The organism is Geomonas sp. Red276 (assembly GCF_054784495.1).
Genome location: NZ_BLXW01000040.1, coordinates 25,101 through 45,679 on the forward strand (window position 1 = coordinate 25,101; position 20,579 = coordinate 45,679).

The 20,579-nt window shown below is 63.2% G+C and carries 12 protein-coding genes; 10 read left to right on the forward strand and 2 right to left on the reverse strand.

All coding sequences use genetic code 11. The features are described 5' to 3' along the window. Positions 1–10: 10 nt before the first annotated feature. The 10 genes from ACYVL5_RS20140 (at position 11) to ACYVL5_RS20185 (ending at position 14,651) form a co-directional block, all read left to right on the forward strand. A complete protein-coding gene (locus ACYVL5_RS20140) occupies positions 11–2,611 on the forward strand; it encodes a hybrid sensor histidine kinase/response regulator (protein WP_460597369.1) in 2,601 nt (866 codons plus the stop codon). Then, on the forward strand, positions 2,587–3,018 hold the full coding sequence (locus ACYVL5_RS20145) for an Hpt domain-containing protein (RefSeq protein WP_460597370.1): 432 nt from the start codon (positions 2,587–2,589) through the stop codon (positions 3,016–3,018). The genes ACYVL5_RS20140 and ACYVL5_RS20145 overlap by 25 nt, the downstream gene beginning before the upstream one ends. After that, positions 3,012–5,120, forward strand: a complete 2,109-nt coding sequence (locus ACYVL5_RS20150; protein ID WP_460597371.1) for a two-component system response regulator — start codon at positions 3,012–3,014, stop codon at positions 5,118–5,120. The genes ACYVL5_RS20145 and ACYVL5_RS20150 overlap by 7 nt, the downstream gene beginning before the upstream one ends. A 367-nt stretch (positions 5,121–5,487) precedes the next feature. Then, positions 5,488–7,392 (forward strand): APC family permease, encoded by a 1,905-nt coding sequence (locus tag ACYVL5_RS20155; RefSeq protein WP_460597372.1) that lies wholly within the window; start codon positions 5,488–5,490, stop codon positions 7,390–7,392. 165 nt (positions 7,393–7,557) lie between these two features. Beyond that, on the forward strand, positions 7,558–9,357 hold the full coding sequence (locus tag ACYVL5_RS20160; protein WP_460597373.1) for a protein kinase domain-containing protein: 1,800 nt from the start codon (positions 7,558–7,560) through the stop codon (positions 9,355–9,357). A 99-nt stretch (positions 9,358–9,456) separates the two neighbouring features. Then, positions 9,457–9,786, forward strand: coding sequence for a hypothetical protein (locus tag ACYVL5_RS20165; RefSeq protein ID WP_460597374.1), 330 nt, complete (start codon positions 9,457–9,459; stop codon positions 9,784–9,786). Between the two features lie 426 nt (positions 9,787–10,212). Then, positions 10,213–11,910: an ammonium transporter gene (locus ACYVL5_RS20170; protein WP_460597375.1), complete on the forward strand. Its 1,698-nt coding sequence runs from the start codon at positions 10,213–10,215 to the stop codon at positions 11,908–11,910. 236 nt (positions 11,911–12,146) lie between these two features. Then, a complete protein-coding gene (locus ACYVL5_RS20175) occupies positions 12,147–12,485 on the forward strand; it encodes a P-II family nitrogen regulator (RefSeq protein WP_460597376.1) in 339 nt (112 codons plus the stop codon). 93 nt (positions 12,486–12,578) lie between these two features. Continuing rightward, on the forward strand, positions 12,579–14,135 hold the full coding sequence (locus ACYVL5_RS20180) for an ammonium transporter (RefSeq protein WP_460597377.1): 1,557 nt from the start codon (positions 12,579–12,581) through the stop codon (positions 14,133–14,135). Positions 14,136–14,300: 165 nt separating this feature from the next. After that, positions 14,301–14,651, forward strand: coding sequence for a helix-turn-helix domain-containing protein (locus ACYVL5_RS20185; RefSeq protein WP_460597378.1), 351 nt, complete (start codon positions 14,301–14,303; stop codon positions 14,649–14,651). 58 nt (positions 14,652–14,709) lie between these two features. Here the strand turns inward: ACYVL5_RS20185 and ACYVL5_RS20190 are convergent, their stop codons facing one another. Both ACYVL5_RS20190 and ACYVL5_RS20195 read right to left on the reverse strand, forming a co-directional pair. Continuing rightward, a complete protein-coding gene (locus ACYVL5_RS20190) occupies positions 14,710–18,390 on the reverse strand; it encodes a hypothetical protein (protein WP_460597379.1) in 3,681 nt (1,226 codons plus the stop codon). A 187-nt stretch (positions 18,391–18,577) separates the two neighbouring features. Next, positions 18,578–19,510: a site-specific integrase gene (locus ACYVL5_RS20195; protein WP_460597380.1), complete on the reverse strand. Its 933-nt coding sequence runs from the start codon at positions 19,508–19,510 to the stop codon at positions 18,578–18,580. Between the last annotated feature and the right edge of the window lie 1,069 nt (positions 19,511–20,579).

The following is a 20,579-nucleotide window of genomic DNA, read 5'->3' on the forward strand; positions in this document are numbered from 1 at the left end:
GGGGGACGCGGTGACCGTTTGCACGCCGGGGAAAAATTCCATCAGGCGCAATCTGGTGCGGCTGCTTTTGGTCGGCAACAGCCTGCTGCTCGTCGCGTTCTCCGTCCTCACGGTCGGCAACCAGGCCTTCCGCGGGCGCCAGGAACACTACCGCGAGGTCGCCACGCTGGGGGAGCGGGTGATCAGGGAACTCTCCTCGCCGCTTGCCGAGGGTGACCTCGATGCCGTGCGCGAGATTCTCTCCTGGACCGACGTCGATCCCTTCCTCATTTCGGCGGAGCTCTTCGGCCACAACGACCGCCTGCTCGCCCAGCATCGCCCGGCCGGCAAGGAAACCGCCCCCTCGCGGCTGTCAGCGATCCGCATGGTGACCCTGCCGGTAGAGCGCGGGGGGCGCCAAGTCGGCCGCCTGGTGTTGACCTGGCGTCAGCCGCTGTTCCGCGACCTAGCCTTCCCCGGTGTGTTGCTGGCCTTGGCCCTCCTGGCCCTCGCCTTACTCGGGGTCACCCTTTCCCGCCGCGTCAAAACCCTGATCGCCGATCCCATCGAGGAACTCACCGGCAAGATGGAAATCGTCTCCAAAAAGCAGGACTACCAAGTCCGGGTCGAGGGGCTGAAGGACGACGAGCTGGGCGTCCTCTTCGCCTGCTTCAACGAGATGCTGGCCGAGATCGAGGTCCGCGACGAGCGCCTGGCCCTGCACTCCGAGGAGCTGCAACTGGAGGTCGCCGAGCGGACCCGCGAGCTCTCCAACGTCAACCGGCAACTGGCCGCGAGCCTCGACGACGTCAGGCGTGCCATGGAGACCGCCCAGGCGGCCAGCCGGGCGAAATCGGAGTTCCTGGCCCAGATGAGCCACGAGATCCGGACCCCCATGTACGGCGTGCTGGGGATGACCGAACTTTTGCAGGGGACCGATCTCAGCAAGGAGCAAAGCCGCTTCGTGGAGACCGTCCGCCGCTCCGGCCAGGCGCTTCTTTCCATCATCAACAACATCCTCGATTTCTCCAAGATCGAGGCGGGGAGGATGGAGCTGGAGATCATCCCCTTCGACCTGCACGAGCTGGTGATGGAGACGGTGGAGCTCTTCTCCGAGGACGCTGCCAAGAAGGGGCTGGATCTTCGCTGCGATATCACCGGGCAGCTCCCCCGCGACTTCCAGGGGGACCCGGGGCGTCTGCGCCAGGTCATCGTGAACCTGCTCGGCAACGCCCTGAAGTTCACCCACAAGGGGTCGGTGACGCTCGTGGCGTTCATGGAGCGGGCGCCCGACATCGTCCGCATCTCCGTGACCGATACCGGGATCGGCATCGCCCCCGAGGTGCAGCAGCGGATCTTCACCCAGTTCTCCCAGGGTGACCAGTCCATGACCCGCAAGTACGGCGGGACCGGCCTGGGGCTGGCCATCGCCAAGCAGCTCACCGAACTGATGGGGGGCGAAATCCGGGTGGCCAGCGAGCCGGGGAAAGGCTCCACCTTCTCCTTCACCGTCCGTCTGGATTCCGGGCCGGAGAAGGGGTGGGTGCGTCCGGAACACAGCCGGGCCGCCCTGCGCGGTAAGAGGGCGCTGGTGGCCTGTTCGGATCCGGCCACCTCCGATTTCCTGGGAACCCAGCTCAAGGGATGGGGGGTGGATTACGAGGTCTCCGCCGACGGCCCGGGCGCGGTATGCCGGGTGGTCTCCGCCCCCTTCGACCTCGCCGTCCTGGACCAGCAGATCTCCGGCACCGACGGGACCAGGCTGGCCGCCACCCTCCGCTCGCTCCCCTCCGGCCGGCTGGTGAGGCTCCTGCTCATCGGCAATCCCGACGTGGCCTCGCTGCTCCAGGAGGGGGAGGAGGGGGGGCTGGTCGCGCTCCCCAGGAACGAGCTCCGCCCCCACCGGCTCTACGCCGCGCTGGTCAAGGCGCTCGGCATGGAGCAGTCGACCGGAGAACCGGAGGGGGTGGAGGCGCGGCGCACCCCGCCGCAGGTCCTGCTGGTGGAGGACAACCCGGTGAACCAGGAGGTCGGCCGCGGGATGCTGGAAAGCCTGGCCTGCAACGTGGAGATCGTCGCCAACGGTCTCATGGCCGTCGAGGCGGTGCAGCGCTCCAACTACGACCTCGTGCTGATGGACTACCAGATGCCGGTCATGGACGGCCTCGAGGCGATCAAGACCATCCGGGAGTGGGAAGCCGCCCAGGAGGGGGAACGGAAGCGGATCCCGATCGTCTCCCTGACCGCCTGCGCAATGGCCCAGGACCGGATGGCCTGCATGGATGCCGGGGCCGACGACTACCTCTCCAAACCCTTCACCCGCGACGAGCTCTCCCGGGTCATCAGCCGGACCCTGCAGGGGGGGCCCCGGGACGCCCGGCGGCGGGGGGAGAGGAGCTCTCCCAGCTCTTCCCGGGACAGGACCCGCTGGGGGGGCTGGAAAAGGTCCGCCCGGTGGTGCCGGACCCCGCGGCACCGGCTTCCCCGCGGCAGGCGCCCCCTTCGGCCCCGCAGGCCGCCGCCTCCCCGGATGCCGGCCTCAAAACCCCGGTTTCGGGGACCGTGGGGCGGGGCCCCAGCGAGCACCCTGCTCCTCCCAGCGCTCCCATGGATGCCGCTCAGGCCCGTATAGCCGCCTCGCTGGCCACCGCCGGGGGCGCCTCCGCGGCGGACGCCTCCGCACCCATCTCCCACGACCAGATGAGCGGGGCGCTGGAGATGATCCGGAGCCTGCCGGGTAACCGGGGGAAAGAGGTCCTCCGCAAGGTGGTCGACCTCTACCTCGCGAGCACTCCCACCCTTTTGCAGACCATGAAGGAGGCGGAGTCCGGCGGGGACGCCGAGAAGCTCAAGGCCGCCGCCCACAGCTTCAAGTCCTCGAGCGCCAACCTGGGCGCCATGCGGCTTGCCGACGTCTGCAAGGAGCTCGAGGCCCTTGGCCGCCAGGGTTCCACCGAGGGGGCGCTTCCCCTGCTGATACGGGTCGAGGAGGAGTACCGGGTGGTCCGGGAAGCGTTGCAGGGAGGGCGTCTATGTTGACCAGGAAGACGAAGAGGGTGACCCCGCTGGTCATGGTGGTGGACGACGACCATGCGGTACGGCTTTTGGCCCGCGAGACTCTGGAAACCTCGGGGTACGCCGTGTGGGACACCGAGTCCGGAGAGCATGCCCTCACCGTCTTCGAGGAGCGCGCCCCCGACCTGGTCCTTCTGGACGTCATGATGCCAGGCCTTGACGGCTTCACGGTCTGCAGCGCCATCCGCAAGACCGTCACCGGCCGCGACACCCCGGTCCTCATGATGACCGGCCTGGACGATCTCGACTCCATCGACTCCGCCTACCAGGCCGGTGCCACCGATTTCATCACCAAGCCGATCAACTGGCACATCCTCCCCTACCGGGTGAGCTACATGCTGAGGGCGAGCGGCATGCTGGAGCAGCTCCGGGAGAGCCGCGAGGGTCTCGCCCATGCCCAAAGCCTCGCCCACATCGGGAGCTGGGAATGGGACCTCTCCACCGGCGATATCCGCTGCTCCGAGGAGGTCTACAACCTCTGCTGCCTGGACGGCGGGAAGTTCGGGAACCCGATCCTCGACCCGGTGCACCATCTCGACCGCGGCTTCGTGGAGAACTCCATCGAGCAGGCCATCGCCCAGCGCTCCCCGGTCAGCTTCGACTACCGGATCCTCCTGTCGGAGTCGGTGGAGCGGACCCTGCACGCCGAGGTGGCCACCGTGCTCGACGAGGCGGGGGACACCGTCTGCCTCACCGGGACCATCCAGGACATCACCGAAAGAAAGCGGGCCGAGGAGCAGATCCGGCTCTTGGCCTACTACGACGCCCTGACCGGGCTCCCCAACCGCCGGTTCTTCATGCAGCAGCTCGAGCAGGCGCTCGTCTACGCCAACCGCAACGACCGGATGCTGGCGGTCCTCTTCCTCGATCTCGACCGTTTCAAGCTCGTCAACGACACCATGGGGCACGGGGTAGGGGACCGGCTCTTGCAGGACGTGGCCGACCGGCTCTTGGGGTGCGTCAGGAAGAACGACTGCCTGGCCCGGGCCGAGCAGGACGGGCCGGTCTCCCTTGTCTCGCGGCTGGGGGGGGACGAATTCACCATCATGCTCTGCGACATCGAGCACTTCCAGGACGTCGCCAAGGTGGCGAGAAGGATCCTGGAGGCGGTCTCCCACCCGTACTCGCTGGAGGGGCAGGAGGTCTTCGTCTCCACGAGCATCGGGATCTCGCTCTATCCCTACGACGCCTGCACGGCAAGCGACCTGATCCGCAACGCCGACGGTGCCATGTACCAGGCCAAGGAGCAGGGGAGAAACGGCTACCAGATCTACGACGAGTCGATGAACGCCAAGGCCCTGGAGCGGATCATCCTGGAGAGCCAGCTCCACAAGGCACTCAAGGACGAGGAGTTCATCGTCTACTACCAGCCGCAGGTCGCCTCCGACACCGGCACCGTGGTGGGGATCGAGGCGCTGGTCCGCTGGAACAGCAGGGATCTCGGGATGGTGGAGCCGGGGCGTTTTCTCCCGCTGGCCGAGGAGATCGGGCTGATCATCCAGATCGACCAGTGGGTGATGCGGCAGGCCTGCCGGCAGCTGAGGCAGTGGCTCGACGCGGGGCTGCCCCGCTTCACCCTGGCGGTCAACATCTCCGGCCAGCACTTCATGAAGAACGAGCTCCTCGAGCACGTCACCTCCATCCTCGAGGAGACCGGGATCGATCCGGGACTGCTGGAGCTGGAGCTCACCGAGGGGGTGCTGATGGCCCACACCGAGCGGACCGTGAAGACCCTGATGGCCCTCAAAAAGATGGGGGTCAGGCTCGCCATCGACGACTTCGGCACCGGCTTCTCCTCGCTTTCCTACCTGAAGCGCTTCCCGCTCGACGTCCTGAAGATCGACCGCACCTTCATCAACGACATCACCACCGACCCCGACGACGCCGCCATCACCCTGGCCACCATCGAGATGGCCCACACCCTGAAACTCGAGGTGATCGCCGAGGGGGTGGAGACCCCGGAGCAGCTCGAGTTCCTGGTCCGGCACCGCTGCGAGCACTACCAGGGGTACCTCTTCAGCCTCCCGGTCCCGCCGGCCGAGGTTCCCCACTTCTTCCCCCGCTGATGCGGGCGCCGGTTGTGCCTAAATTCTCATCACCGCTGCTGCTAAAAGAAACGTCGCCACGCCGCTGAGCCCCCCTCGTCTTCCCTCCATCCCCCCCGTTAGCGTGTTAAATCGCCCACCTGCAGAAGCTGGCACGCCTCGTGCTCAGGAACGGTCACAACCAGGACACGACGACGTGTCATGACCGCTGACGGTTTCACAGGCAAAGGCGCCTCTCCATCGACTGATGGATTGGCGCCTTTTTTAATTCGATTATCCGGAAAGGGGGAGTTTGCAGTCAGCTGTTCTGTCACAGGTGGTTTATTCGACGAGGAAAAATTGCACTTGGGCATCGGAGCCTCACCGAGCCTAACAAAGGAGAGTGACAATGGGAAACAATGAACAAGCAGTAACCAGGGGGACGCTGGGATTGACCGGTCTCACCATGAACGCCATGGCCCTCATCGCGCCGGGAGCCTTTCTCTGGCTGACCTTCCAGATGCAGTCCCTGTACGGGGCGCCGATGGCCGGCTGCGCCATGTGGTTCGGTATTTTATTCGCGCTTTTGCTCTGCCTGGCCACCGCCTACAGCTACGCCGAGCTCTCCAAGCTCTACCCCGGCCCGGGTTCCTCCTACCTCTACGCGGAGCAGGCCTTCCTCTCCAAGACCAAGGCCTACAAGTTCGCCAGGATCGCCAAGTTCTTCACCGGCTGGGCGAGCCACCTCTACTACTGGGTCTATCCCGGCGTGATGGTCGGGGTGACCGCCATCCTTTCCGGTTACCTCCTGAACCAGTTCTTCCCCGACACCTTCTCCGGGACCTATAACAGCCAGATCTTCATGTGGATCTTCTGCGCGGTCTTCTCCCTGGGGGTCGCCTACATCGCCTTCCGCGGGGTTACCGGCACCACCGCCGTCAACGTGGTGATCAACATCGTGCAGATCTCGGCCCTTTTGGTCTTCTCGGTGATCGCCATCGGCTACCGCGTGCAGCATCCGCAGGGTGCGGTCGGCTACCACCTCTCCAACGGGGTGGCCGTCAACTACCAGGTGGCCCAGGAAGTGGTGAAGGACGACAAGGGGCAGCCGGTGCCGGTCATGGCGGACGGCAAGCCGAGCCTCGACAAGGACGGCAAGCCGGTCTACCAGATGCAGGACATGAAGGACGACAAGACCGGCGACCCGATCGCCGCCGACAAGGACGGCAAGCCGGTCAAGGACCTGAAGCAGGCCGCGCCCTTCACCGTCGACTACTCCGCCGCCGGCGCCATCACCAAGGACGACAAGGGGGTGGAGACCTTCAACTACCACGCCACCGCCAAGAGCGTCGTCGCACCCCACGGCTTCAACTTCATCTTCATCCAGGCCGCCATCGCCATCCTGATCCTGGTCGGTTTCGAGACGGTCACTGCCATGGCCGACGAGGCCAAGAACCCCAAGAAAGACGTGCCGCGCGCCGTCCTTCTCTCGCTGGTCATCCAGGGCGCCGTCTGCTACCTGATCGAGTACTTCGCCGCCAACTACATGCTCCATAACGGCTACACCATGCCGATGGCCGGCGCCTCCGGGGCCCCCTTGGGCGACATGATGATCATCACCGGCACCTGGCTCTTCGGCTCCGCCGCCGCCGGCAAGGCCTTCATGCTGGTCCAGGCCTTCACCGTCTTCCTCGCCCTGATCGGCACCACCCTTTCCTGCCTCTCCACCGGCGCCCGCGTCACCTACGCGATGGGGCGCGACGAGGAGGTCGGTTCCCACTTCGGCCTGCTGCACGGCAAGACCATGTCCCCCTACAAGGCGATCTGGACCCTGGCGATCATCTCCGCCCTCATCGGCATGGTGGTCTGCGTGATCTACCAGGGGGGCACCACCCCGGCCGCCCTCGACAAGCACAACTTCTGGTACTCCTTCGGCATCTTCGCCCCGGAGACCTACGCGAAGCTCCCGAACACCCTTTTGATCATGACCCTGGTCTCCAACTTCGGCACCTTCCTCCTCTACATGTTCACCTGCGTGATCGCCATGGTCGCCTTCAAGGAGCACCACACCTTCAACGGCTTCAAGCACGTGGTCATCCCGGTGGCCGGCCTGCTCGCCAACCTGGCCATCATGCTCTTCTACCTGGTCGGTCCCTTCACCGTGGCCGGCATGAGCTGGAAGGAGCCGTTCATAGCGCTCGGCATCTGCGCAGCCTGGGGGATCTACGGGCTGATCTACTTCATGTCCGCCTCCAAGTCCAAGAACAAGGAGATCATCCTTACCAGCAGACCGGAGATGAAACCGCTCGCCTAGGACAGGCAGTTCCCGGGACGGCCGTCGCGGCCCAGGCGGCTTAGGCGGTGTGAACCCGGGATAGCGGCAGGATGGAAACGTCGGGGCGGTCAAGAATTCTTTGGCCGCCCCTTTTCAATGTCGAGGCTTTTCATCGCACGGGGATCGTGCTAAGGTGCCGTCATCATGGAACTTATTTACGCAGAACTCTCCTCGCCGGGGCCGGTGAGGGAGAACAACGAGGACTTCGTAGGCTTCTGGCAGCCCGCCACCATCGAGGAGAAACGCTCCCGTGGCGCGGTGGCCGCCCTGGCCGACGGGGTGGGGGGATTGAACCACGGCGAGGTGGCGAGCCGGCTCGCGGTGGAGACCTCCCTTTCCCTTTTCCGGGAGACCGGTGGGGATCTCACCTCGCAGCAGCTGGTCAACAAGATGTTCTCCTCCGCGAACCTCGCGGTCTTCGAGCGGGGGATGGGGAACCATGGCCGCGACCGGATGGGTACCACCCTCTGCCTGGTGGTGCTCAAAAACGACGAGGTCGTGGTGGGAAACGTCGGGGACTCCCGCGTCTACCTGGTGAGGAAAGGGGAGATCAGGCAGCTTTCCACCGACCACTCCTACGTCGGGATGCAGCAGAAGTTCGGCCTGATCAGCGAGCTGGACGCGAAGACCAGCGAGCACCGTTCGGTGCTTACCCGCTGCGTCGGCCAGGACCCCGGCATCCGGGTCGACGTGGAGCAGACCACCGCCTTTAAGGGTGACCGCATCGTCCTCTGTTCCGACGGCCTCTACGCCCACGTGGCCGATTCCGAGATCGCCGACATCGTCTCGCGCCTCTCCCCGGCCCAGGCCTGCCGCCAGCTGGTGGCCCTGGCGGAGAACCGGGGGACCGACGACAACCTTTCCATCCAGGTGCTGCAGATCACCGACGTGGAGAAGATATCCTACTACCGCGGACTCCCCGTCTACCACGAACCGGTGGTCGAGGAGAACGTCGGCTACGAGATCCAGCCCGGCAAGACGCTCGACGACCGCTTCTTCATCACCGAGACCATCAGCCGCAGCGGGATGGCCACCATCTACAAGGCGACCGACCTTAAGACCAGGAACGAGGTGGCCCTCAAGGTCCCCTTCATGGAGTTCGAGAGCGATCCCGGCTTCTACTCCCGGTTCGAGCGCGAGGAGGAGATCGGGCTCATGTTCGATCACCCGTACATCCTCAAGTTCTACCCGGTCGAACAGAAAAGCCGCCCCTACATCGTGACCGAGTACCTCCGCGGCTACACGCTCGCCCATCTTTTAAACAGCGTCCGCCCCATGCCCGAGAAGGACGCCGTCAAGCTCGCCAGCCGGATCTGCTCCGCGCTCGCCCACATGCATGAGCACGGGGTGATCCACCGCGATTTAAAGCCCCAGAACATCATGATCTGCTCCGACGGGACCATCCGGATCCTCGACTTCGGGATCGCCAAGTCGGCCGAGGGGAGAAGGCTTACCTTCGCGGGGTTCACGCCGGCGGTGGGGACCCCCGACTACATGGCGCCGGAGCAGGTGAAGGGGAAGCGGGGGGACGAGCGGACCGACATCTACAGCCTGGGCGCCATTCTCTACGAGATGGTGGCCGGGGCGCCCCCCTACGCCAGTGAGAACGAGAACATGTTCGTGATCATGAACGCCCGGGTGACCGGCGACCCGCAGGCTCCCAGGAAGAGGAATTCCAAGATCTCCCCCCAGGTGGAGGAGATCGTCCTGCACGCCATGGAGCGGGACCCGAGGAGGCGCTACCACTCGGCCGCCGCCATGAAGACCGAGCTGGACAACCCCGAGGACGTGCCGCTCACCGGCCGCTGCGACCGGCTGAAGAAACCTTCCCCCTGGAAGCAGGGGGGGAGGGGAAAGGCCCTTTGGATCGCCCTCGGCATCGCCGCCGGTCTGCTTATCCTGGTCCTCTTGATCCTCCTCATGATGAAGCGCGGGCCGTCCTAGCCCATACCCACTCGCCACTTTAACATCTTCCCTCACCCGGCCTTCGGCCACCCTCTCCCCCAAGGGGGGCGAGGGTATATCGAATATTAGGAGCATTACATGACACTATTTGCCTGGATTGTTTTCGTCGCCGCGGCCGCCCTTGAGGTGGGGGGGGACGCGGTGGTCAGGAGGGGCCTCGTCTCCGGCTCCGTCCTTTTCATCGTCTTAGGCTTCGCCATGCTCGGAAGCTACGGGGTGGTGGTCAACACCGTCAAGTGGGATTTCTCCAAGCTCCTCGGAGTCTACGTCGCCATCTTCGCCCTGGTGAGCATCCTCGCTGGCCGCTTCCTCTTCAAAGAGAGTATCCCCACCTCGACCTGGGCCGGCCTCGTCATCATCCTGGCCGGCGGCGCCGTTATCCAGTTCGGTCCCTCCCTGGTGAAATAAAGGATCAGCGCCCACCGGGGCGAACCGGGTAGGGTGGGCTCTCCGTGCCCATGCGCTCCCTTTTCTTCGTCGGCAATTGCCATGGTGGGGAGAGCAGGCGTAGGTCGCGTTGAACAGTTTTACCGTGAAACGCGACGATCCCTTTGGGCTGCCGATGCTGTCGCGTTTCGTTTTTCAACGCGACCTACCGTATTCCTGGCATCCACCTGATTTTCATCCGGCATGCCCTGTGCAGATTAAAGGAAGAGACCGGCACCGCGACGCGCCGGTCCACCCGGAAAAGGCAACGACGCCTCCCGCCCCTTTGGGGCCGGAGGCCTTTTTATTTAAGCGGTTTACCAATCACGTGAGGCGCGTCACCCGCCGGCTGGAGGCGGGGAGGGCAAGGACGCCGCGCGCTTCGGCCTGCATCGTAAGGAGGCAGAGATGGAAATCATGATGAAAAAGTACGCACGCCTGGTCCGTCTGTTGATGGCTGCGGGGCTCCTGGTCGGAGCCGCCGGGAGCCTTTGCCGGGCCGAGGTCAAACCCGAAGCGGCTTCCGCCGCCGCTACCGCTCCGGCGGCCGCGCCCGCGCCCGCCGCCATTTCCCCGGCCGTCCCCTCCGGGGATCCGTCCGGGGCGCGCACCGGGGGAGCCGCCGACCTGGTCGGGGCCTCCAGCGGCGCCCCCACCGCCGACGACTTGAAGAGGCTCTCCGCCTCCGAGCCTTTGGCGGCCAAGGTCGCGGATGCCGCCGGCCACAACCGGGTGGCGCTCAACATGGCCTGGACCCTTCTCTGCGGCTTCCTCGTCATGTTCATGCAGACCGGCTTCGCCCTGGTGGAGACCGGCTTCTGCCGGGCCAAGAACGCCAGCCACACCATGGCGATGAACATCATGATCTACTGCATAGGCCTTTTGGCCTACTGGGCCTGCGGCTTCGCCCTCCAGATGGGGGGCGTGGGGCCGGTGGCGGCTCTCGGCGGCGGAGGTGTCCTGAACGGGGAATTCACCCTCCACCTCTTCGGCAAGGATCTCGGCCTCTTCGGGACCCGGGGCTTCTTCCTCTCCGGCAACTGCTACGACTCGGTGGTCTTCGCCATCTTCCTCTTCCAGATGGTCTTCATGGATACCGCGGCCACCATTCCCACCGGGGCGATGGCCGAACGCTTCAAGTTCTCCGCCTTCGTGGTGTACGGCTTCTTGATGAGCGGCCTTCTCTATCCCCTCTACGCCAACTGGGTCTGGGGCGGCGGCTGGCTCTCCCAACTCGGCTCAAACTTCGGGCTCGGGCACGGGCAGGTCGATTTCGCCGGCTCCTCGGTGGTCCACATGACCGGCGGGGTGGCCGCCCTGGCGGGCGCCCTCGTGCTGGGGCCCAGGATCGGCAAGTTCAACAAGGACGGATCCCCCAACCCGATTCCGGGCCACCACATCCCCATGGCCATCGTCGGCACCCTGGTGCTCGCCTTCGGCTGGTTCGGTTTCAACACCGGGTCCACCCTGGCCGCCTCCGACCTCAGGATCGGCGTGGTGGCGGTCAACACCATGCTCGCCAGCGCGGCGGGGGGCTTCGTGGCCATGAGCCTCATGTGGTTCAAGTACGGCAAGCCCGACCTCACCATGAGCGCCAACGGGCTTTTGGCCGGACTGGTGGCCATCACCGCCCCCTGCGCCTTCGTCACCTCGCTGTCGGCGGTGGTGATCGGAGCCCTGGCCGGAGTCTTCTGCTGCCTGAGCGTCTTTTTCTTCGAGCGGGTTATGAAGATCGACGATCCGGTGGGGGCCATTTCGGTGCACGGGGTCTGCGGCCTGTGGGGAGTCCTCTCGCTGGGGCTCTTTGCCGACGGTACTTACGGGGACGGTTTCAACGGTGTCAAAGGGACCGTCAAAGGATTGTTCTACGGCGACGGTGGCCAGTTGGGCGCCCAGGTGATCGGGAGCGCCGTCAACCTGCTGTTCGTTTTTTGTGCGGCGTACCTCTTTTTCAGACTTTTGGACCGCATCATGGGAATCCGGGTCCCCTCCGACATCGAGCGGGAGGGGCTTGATCAGTACGAAGTCGCGGCCGCCGCCTACCCCGAATTCAACCTGAGGCAGCTCCCCTTCTCCAGCGGGTACTCATCGAAACCGCGCCAGTGAACGTTTCATAGCGGGGGACTCCCCCGCGTCCAAGGCTCCCCCCGTTTTGGGGGGAGCACGCCCTCCATTTGTGCTTAATTAGACGGCGGGCTGCATCCTATTTGTGCAGCTTTCTCTCTTCTTGCGCCCCTCCTTTTCCCTAACTCCCCGTTTACAGGCATTTCTCCAAGGCTGGCACGGCGGCTGCAACAGTGATGGGCAACCGGCAGCGCAAGCCACAGATCAGGAGGAAAGCAATGAAGCTTATCGAGGCAATCATCAAACCGTTCAAACTGGATGAGGTAAAAGATGCCCTCAACGAGATAGGCATCGAAGGTATCACCGTGAGCGAGGTGAAAGGTTTCGGTCGCCAGAAAGGGCATACCGAGCTCTACCGCGGCGCCGAGTACGTGGTCGATTTCATCCCCAAGGTGAAGATCGAGATCGCGGTCTCCGACGACCTGGTGGCCAAAGTGGTCTCCGCCATCGAGGAAACCGCCCGCACCGGGCGGATCGGGGACGGCAAGATCTTCATCATCAACCTCGACGAGGCGGTCCGCATCAGGACCGGTGAGAAAGGGGACGAGGCCATCTAGGAAGGGTCGGTCGGATTCAAACGTGGCTTGAACGAGCAATGACGCAGCTTCGGCTTGTAACGATAAACAAATAAGATCAATGGGGAGTCAAACATGGTACGAGGAAGTATCCTAAAGACGGCTAAGGAAGCAGCAGGGACCTCAACCTGCAAGAAAGTATTCGTGACCCTTTCCAAGCTGGCACTGGTTGCCGGCCTGCTCGCCGCTCCGCTGGCCGCCCAGGCTGAGGAGAAGGCCGCCCCGGCCGCCGCTACCGCCCCGGCTGCCGCTACCGCCCCGGCTCCGGCTGCGGCTCCGGCTCCGGCTGCGGCTCCGGCTGCGGCTACCGCCCCGGCCGCCGCTTCGGCTGCCACCGCTGCCGCACCGGCTCCCAAGAACGTCGATCCGGTCCTCAACACCGGCGACACCGCCTGGATGCTGGTCTCCTCGGCGCTGGTTCTCTTCATGATCCCCGGCCTGGCCCTCTTCTACGGCGGCATGGTCCGCAGCAAGAACGTCCTATCCACCATCATGCATTCCTTCGTTGCCATGGGCATCGTCGGCGTGCAGTGGGCCGTCATCGGCTACACCCTCTCCTTCGGCCCGGACATGGGACACGGCCTGATCGGCAACTTCAGCAAGGCGATGATGAACGGCCTGATCACCTTCAAGGACGGCAACCCGGTCTTCGCGCTCTTCCAGAACGTCGCCACCGAGCCGGGCTCCATCCCCGAGTATGTCTTCGCCATGTACCAGTGCATGTTCGCCATGATCACCGTGGCCCTCATCTCCGGTGCCCTGGCCGAGAGGATCAAGTTCTCCACCTACTGCGTATTCGTGCTCCTCTGGACCACCCTCGTGTACGATCCGCTGGCCCACTGGGTCTGGATGGCCGACGGCTGGCTCTGCAAGATGGGCGCCCTGGACTTCGCCGGCGGCACCGTCGTTCACCTCTCCTCCGGTATCTCGGCACTCGTGGTCCTCTACTTCCTCGGCAAGCGTCACGGCTTCCCGCATGAGCGGATGGCTCCCCACAGCCTCCCGCTGACCCTTGCCGGCGTCGGCATCCTCTGGTTCGGCTGGTTCGGCTTCAACGCCGGTTCCGCCATCGTCGGCCTCAACACCTCCGACGCCGCCGGCGGCCTGGCCGGCCTGGCCATGGCCACCACCACCATCGCCCCGGCCGCTGCCGGCCTGACCTGGATGATCGCCGAGTGGATCCACGCCGGCAAGCCTTCCGCCCTGGGTTTCGGCTCCGGTGTGGTCGCCGGCCTGGTCGTGATCACCCCCGCCGCCGGTTTCGTGCAGCCTGGCGCCGCCATCCTGATGGGTATCGCCGGCGGTCTGGTCTGCTACATGGGCGTCATGATGAAGGCCAAGTTCAAGTACGACGACTCCCTCGATGCCTTCGGCGTCCACGGCGTGGGCGGCACCACCGGCGCCATCCTGACCGGCGTCTTCGCCACCGTCGGTGCCACCGGGCTCACCTCCGGCAACATGAAGCAGTTCGTGACCCAGCTGATCGCGGTCGGCGCCGCCGCCGCCTACGCGGTGATCGTCACCTTCGTGATCTCCTTCGTCCTCTCCAAGACCATGGGCTTCCGGGTCGAGAAGGAAGACGAGATCATCGGCCTCGACCAGACCCAGCACTCCGAGAGCGCGTACAACTAGCACCCGCACCATCAGCATTCACCAAGGCAGCTACCCGGAGGGGGGATTTCGATCCCCCCTCATTTTTTTTGTCAGCCCTCTTTCCCCGTAGATTTTCGGTTCCATTCTACCCCTAGACGACGTACTAAAAATGGGCACAGTATGATCCGTGAAGTGGAGGTGTTTATGGTGGAACGCACGAAAAGGCCCCCTATTGGCGACATCGTAACCGTAACCTTTCAGGTACACCGGTCCAACGCGGAACTGGTCATTAAGTATGCCCGGGAGCTCGAAGAGGGCGAAAGTCGTCCTTGGCGGGAGGTGTTGGGGGAAGTCAGGCCGGGCGAAGACCTTCCCTCCATGATTTTACGCGGGTCACGCTCGAAGGAAGATTTGACCCAAGTCGAACTCGCAGAGAAGGCAGGGATTTCACGACGCCACCTCGGTGAGATGGAGAACGGGAAGCGTTCGATCGGGAAGGAAATGGCGAAAAAACTGGCAACAGCCCTGGACTGCGACTATCGGCTTTTTCTGTGATACCGGGCCCCCCGGGCCAAGCGTTTTGCCCGGTACCATTTGGGGGGCCAGAAGCGAATCAATCGATGCTGACCCGGCCTGGCGCACAACATGCTGCCACTTGCGTCACATGCTGCTCCAGCTTCCCTCGGAGGGTAACCAGCCGCTTGAGGCTGGCGCCTTTGAACCGCCCAAGCCTGAAGCGGTAGAAGTCGGCGTGGCCGCTGCCGGTGATTTTGGATGCCGCCTGGGGGGTAATGCCATGCGTCTCCATAAGCCGCGCTATCTCTGCCGCGACGATCCCCCTTTCTTCATTGTATTCCGCCGAATTTCTCTTAACTTTTCTCGCCGTTGGTTTCGGTTTTTCCCATCCTATCAGCTCCGGTGGCACCTCGTGTCCGGCAGCATGCAGGATCTTCCCGGTGCGAACGATCCGCGGGTCGCGTCCCGAGCGGAATGTGTCCCACCTCGGCCTGATGCCGAGTTTGTCCAGCTCCCCGAGCAGGAAGAATTCGGGGGCTGCGCCGTCAAAATCGGTGAGCAGGATATGGTAAGCGAGGTCGTTGAGGGTCGCAATGCCATGCCGGTTGTCTGCAGCCACAAAGAGGTCCCGCCTCTTGCCGAGGCCAAAGAACCTGTTACCCGAGACGAGCAGTTCGTGGAGCAGCACGGGGGTCCAGGTGACGGCCTCGCCAATTTCCGGCAGCAGGCCGTCGATCTCTGCCACCTCCCGGAAAATATCTGAACATCTGCCGAATGCCTTCCCTTCCCGTTCTTTTTCTTCGAGATGTCTGGCGGCAAGCTTCTCTATTGCCGACTGCTTCTGGCCATTCCAATCAAGGGATTCCCGGGCCACCATAGTCGTCTGGGTATCGCGCAGAACATATCGCCGGTCCAGCGCACCGAGGTCTGTCCGTTTCCCACTTGCGTCTCGCACGGCTTCGGCCACTTCGCAGATTGGACATGGCCCGGCCTGCTTCCTGAGATACGAAAGGATCCGTTCTGCCAGGTGGGAAATGCCAGAAGCGGCCACACATTTTCTTGCCCGGTCGCGAGGGGGGCCCCCCCACTTTCTGATGATGGGGAAGCGTTGCGGATAATGACGTTCCATCAGGTAGTACAGATGCTTCGGTGTCGAAACGCCCAGCTCGCGGCAAACAGGGAGGTTCGCCATATACAGGGCACCCGCGGTTATCCGGCTTCCTTGCTCGAGCCCGGCCAGATACGCCACGATCGGCGCAAGAGCCTCCGCCTCGACATCGGGGAGATTCTCGGGTGGGACCCCCATCTTTGACCTGGTTTTGAGCTGCCATATCCGCATGATGCGGAAACGTTGCGGATAGAAATGTCTGATCAGGCAGTACAGATGGAGCGCGGTCGGAATCCCGACTTCGCGGCAGTAAGCGGCATTGGCCTGATACAGCGCCCCCGCCGCGATCCCTTTTCGTTCACCGTACCGGGTCAGACACTCTATGACCGGCGCAAGAGCCCCCGCGTCGATGGCGGGCGACCCCAGGTGGACGACCGTGAAACTGTCGGCCCTCACACTGTTGGGTATCTGCCAGATGATGCGGGGATCGCATTTGTTCAGGCACAGTTTTTCCAATCCGAACCGCACCATATCTTCGACGGCAACCGGGCCGTTTTGCCTGATCAGGTACTCCTCCAGGACCAGCGGCACCGGCAGGCGGACGCCGTCGCCTTCCCTGTTCATCACGTACGGGTATTCCGGGTACCGCAGGTCGGGACTGCCGAGAGTTTCCAGGCAGCAGTAGAGGCCATAGGGGGTGGCGATGGTTTCCCGCAGTAACCGCTCCCTGTATTTCTTGAAGATGAGGCCACTGATGGAGAGGTACGGTATTTCGTCCGCGGTCAGTCTCGTCACGATCTCTCTTTCGATCTCCGTAACGACGGTCGCCATCGCCGGAAGAGCGTCCCTGTGTACGAACGCGTTCCCCCACGGCAGTATCGAAGGTGAGCGCTTGAGTTGCAGCAATGCCCAGGGGGCTTTCGTGGTTGGCCCACTTTCGCAGCCCGAGGCAACCAGCTGCCGGCATATTTCCTCGAAAGGGACCGGTTTGCCGGCTGCCCCGACGATCTGCTCCAGTATCGCTCTCCCCGCAGATCCCTTCTTTCGGGCATATTCCTGGACCTCGAAGGAGCTGCGGGTACCGGGGCCCTCGAGCGCGTAGACGGAGTCGCCATCGCTGAAAAGACCTTCCGTCACCCTCGCCAGCAGAGCGAGGGTGGCGGGGGAGAACCTGCTCACCTTGCCGAATCCCGGGCACCGCTTTTCCCGGCAGTGCTCGCTGAGCCCGACGAGCGCCCTGTCGATGGGGAGCCTCCACTGCGGACACTCAGCGGCTGCCGTCGAGAGTACGGAGCGCATCCTGGGGCACCGTACGCAACGGTGGCCTGCCTGAGCGATCCCCACCGACGGGGCACGACCGATATGTTGGTACCGAGGCGAAATACAGACAAAGGTGGCGATGACCTGTTCCGGGGGGCAGACCTTCCACCCCAAGGCCTTGGTCAGCGACTCGGCCATTTCCTTGGCACAGAGGACACCGCCAGCGGCCTCGAGGAGCGCGTCGATCCAGATCCACACGTATCGGTGGCGCCCCAGCAAGCGCGGGGTGGCGAGCGTGACCGTCGTTTCCAACAAAATCTGCCGGATCCTCTCCCCGCTCACCTGTTCCTTTTGGGCCAATTTCCTCAGCGACGGCCTGCGGTCGCCGGGACGCCACAGCACCGCTTTCATCAGCCGGTACCGCCGTTCGGCATCTTTGACGAGGCCGGGGACGAGCCCTTCGCGGAGGAAGTCGTCGGCAAGTGCGTAAAAGTCCCCGTAGAGCGTGGTCGGCATGCCGGCATCTGCGCCGTCAATGACGAGCGAGGCGATCTCCCTCAAATGCCAGAGGTACTCGATGCATTCCAGTGCCGCGGTGCAGAAACCGAGGCGGTCGATCACCCTCCGCTCGCTGATCTTCGCGACCTCTTGCCACATCACCCCCCCTTGGCCGGCGGGCGGGCAAAAAAGTTGCGGGTAACGGAGAGCGGGCACCGGGAGCGAGGGGGGCGACGGCATGTCCCGGTACAATCCGCCGTCGCAGATGTCGGCGGTTGGCGCCGGAAGCTTTGCGGTCGGCAATCGGCCAGCACCGGCGGCCTGTGCCAATTGGTCGAGGATGATGGCCATGGCGTCGTCGCTGATCCCCGCCTGCAGAAAATAGCCGGCGGTGACCGTGGCGAGAACTGCCGCAGAGTCTTCCGGGGAAATGGCGGCAACGCGGAGCCGTTCGAGGTCCGCGGCTGGAATGGGCATCTCGCCAACCGTCGGCAGCCGATCGCCCCCCTGTTCGAGACCCGGGATGCACAGGTGAAACAACTCCGGGAGGGTGCGGTGGAGAACACTCCAGCCGGCGGGGTCGACCCGCTGTCCCTCCGCGTCCGCTTCACCCACCCCACAGGATTGCCGTGCCGGCGTCTCGGTGTCGATAACGGCGGGGAGCGAGCCGCCGGGTGAGAACTCTTCACCGAGATCGCGGAGGGCGGGGATTTCCTCAAGAATGCGGGTCCGCAGGGCGCCTAATTCGTGAGACGTCTTGCTGCCGCAGCCGGGGATGGACGGTAGATCCGTTTCGACGTACCTCAGCAGCTCCTCGCACGACCGTATCCCGGCACGCGAAAGGACGGTACGCGAACGGGTAGAGAGCTGTCGCCAAATTTGGCCGGGTATCGGGGTGGCAGGTGTGATCATCTACGTGGTTGTCCTTCGGAGCGGATGTGCAGGCAAGTATATTTGAAAAAGTTAATCAATGCAAGGTTGGAATTACCGAGCGGCGGCGCCACCCTACTGGGGGCGAAAAGGGGACCGGACGAAAAGGGCACACCACCTGCTTCAGCGCGGGAGCTCGCCATCCCGGCCTTTGGGCAATGGCTTTGCGTCAAAAATCAAGCGGACTCATCGGCTCCTTGGTCGTCAAGACCGGTACGCAGTGGGTATAGATCATAGTGGTCTTGAGGTTGGCGTGCCCGAGCAGTCTCTGGATGAGGCGTATGTCGTAGTTGGCCTGCAACAGATGGGTGGCAAACGAGTGCCGGAAGGTATGCGCGGTGACCTTTTTGGAGATCCTGGCACGGCGTACCGCGTAATAGAGTGCGTCCTGGAACTCGGTCTCATGCAGGTGATAACGCCTCGCCTCTCCCGTTTCAGCCAGTACCGTCAGGTTTCTCTGGGGGAAGAACCATTGTTGGGCGAACTCCTTGGGAGCATTCGGGTACTTCTTTTCGACCGAGTCATCCAGAAAGACCCCATCGTAGCCGTTGGCCAAGTCCTGATCGTGTAATTTCCCAACCGTCTCAATCTGGGCTAAAAGCTCCGGGTGGATACATCGGGGAAGGGGAACCGTCCGGTCCTTCTTTCCCTTGCCATGAATGGTGAGCACATTGGCGTCCATGTTGAAATCCTTGATCCTCAGCTGCAGGCATTCGAAGAGCCTCAGGCCGCAGCCGAATAAAAGGCTGGCGAAAAGCCGGAAAGGGGGTGCTAACTCCTTCAGGATGGCGTCAATCTCGGGACGCGAAAGTACCATCGGCACGTAGAGGGATTTCTTCGCGCGGGGTACCCCGGTGAGGACACCGAACTCCCTCTGGAGCCCTTGGCGGAAGAGGAACAGTAACGAATTGAAGGCTTGGTTTTGGGTGGCGGAGGAAACCTTTCCCTCCACGGCGAGATAGGTGAGATAGGCCTTGGCGTCATCGGTGGAGACTGACTCAGGGGGCTTGTTCTTGAGAAACCGCTGGAACCGCCGGCTCCAATGGGCGTAGGCCCGCAGGGTCTTTCTCGAGTAGTGGCGGAGCTTTATCTCTGCGACCATCCGTTTGAGAACCGCATCCCATTGTGGAGACGCCGATTTGATCTGGTAACCGGCCTCCAGGTAGGCCGATGGGCGGTTCGTCGAGTCGTCGTAAGGTAGCGGAGCGGGCCCGGGTGCCGCACCATCAGCCAGGCCCCCGGTTCCTGAAGAAACCGGTGGCGAGTCGACACGGTACGTTTCTTCCTGGGTCTTTGGAGACCTAAGCATCGCGAAGTAGATCGAAACGGCCCTGGCTGCCCTTTCAAGCTGACGCTGGGAAACCTTTCTGCGGCGCAGATCCTCACAAAAAAGCCGCACGCACTCGGACCTCGAATTGGGCAGTATATTTCTTGCGGAGAAATCCAAATAGCAGGAGCACCATTCCAGGTACTCAGTATGAAAAGGAGGGGGAACATTCGACTTCTGGAGATAGGACCCGTACTCAGTAAGAATGTCGTCATGAACGCTCATCATAAGTTCGCCTTTGACAATAAAGGTAAAGATATATATATTTCCCCCTACCGCACCCGGCAGGTTTCCGGCGAGCGGTTCCTCCCCGAGGAATGAGGCCTCAGGCACCGAGAGAAGGAAGAATATCAAGGTCTGGTCATCCACCCGAATGGAACATTTCCCGCCCTGGAATTGTGGCATAACGGCAGGTTACGTCAACGTAAATAATGTATTTCTACTAATGTTTCTCGGGCTAGTCGGGATATCCGCCACCCCATCCCGGTTTCCTCACCGAAAGGACGCCAGTCAGGGCGGGAAAGCACCTTGTGGCGGTGAACAGGCCGTTTCAAAAGCCGGAGACGGGATAGATGAGCGGGACTGTTCATCCTCCGAAATGGAACTATTTCCCCCCGCTAGTAATGGAATATCGGCCACCTGGCAAGGCTGCTAGAAATCAAAACACGTTCTCGCCCCCTAACCGGGGCGGATGACCGGATCCGGTCAATTACATGTTGAACTAAGCCGCTGGCGCGGCAACAGTGAACCATCAAAAGGCGGTCTCTCAGGAGGCTGCCTTTTTTATTGCCGAATGTGACTATCCTTTCAAAGAACGGCCAGATCTGGCCGCAATTCAACGAAA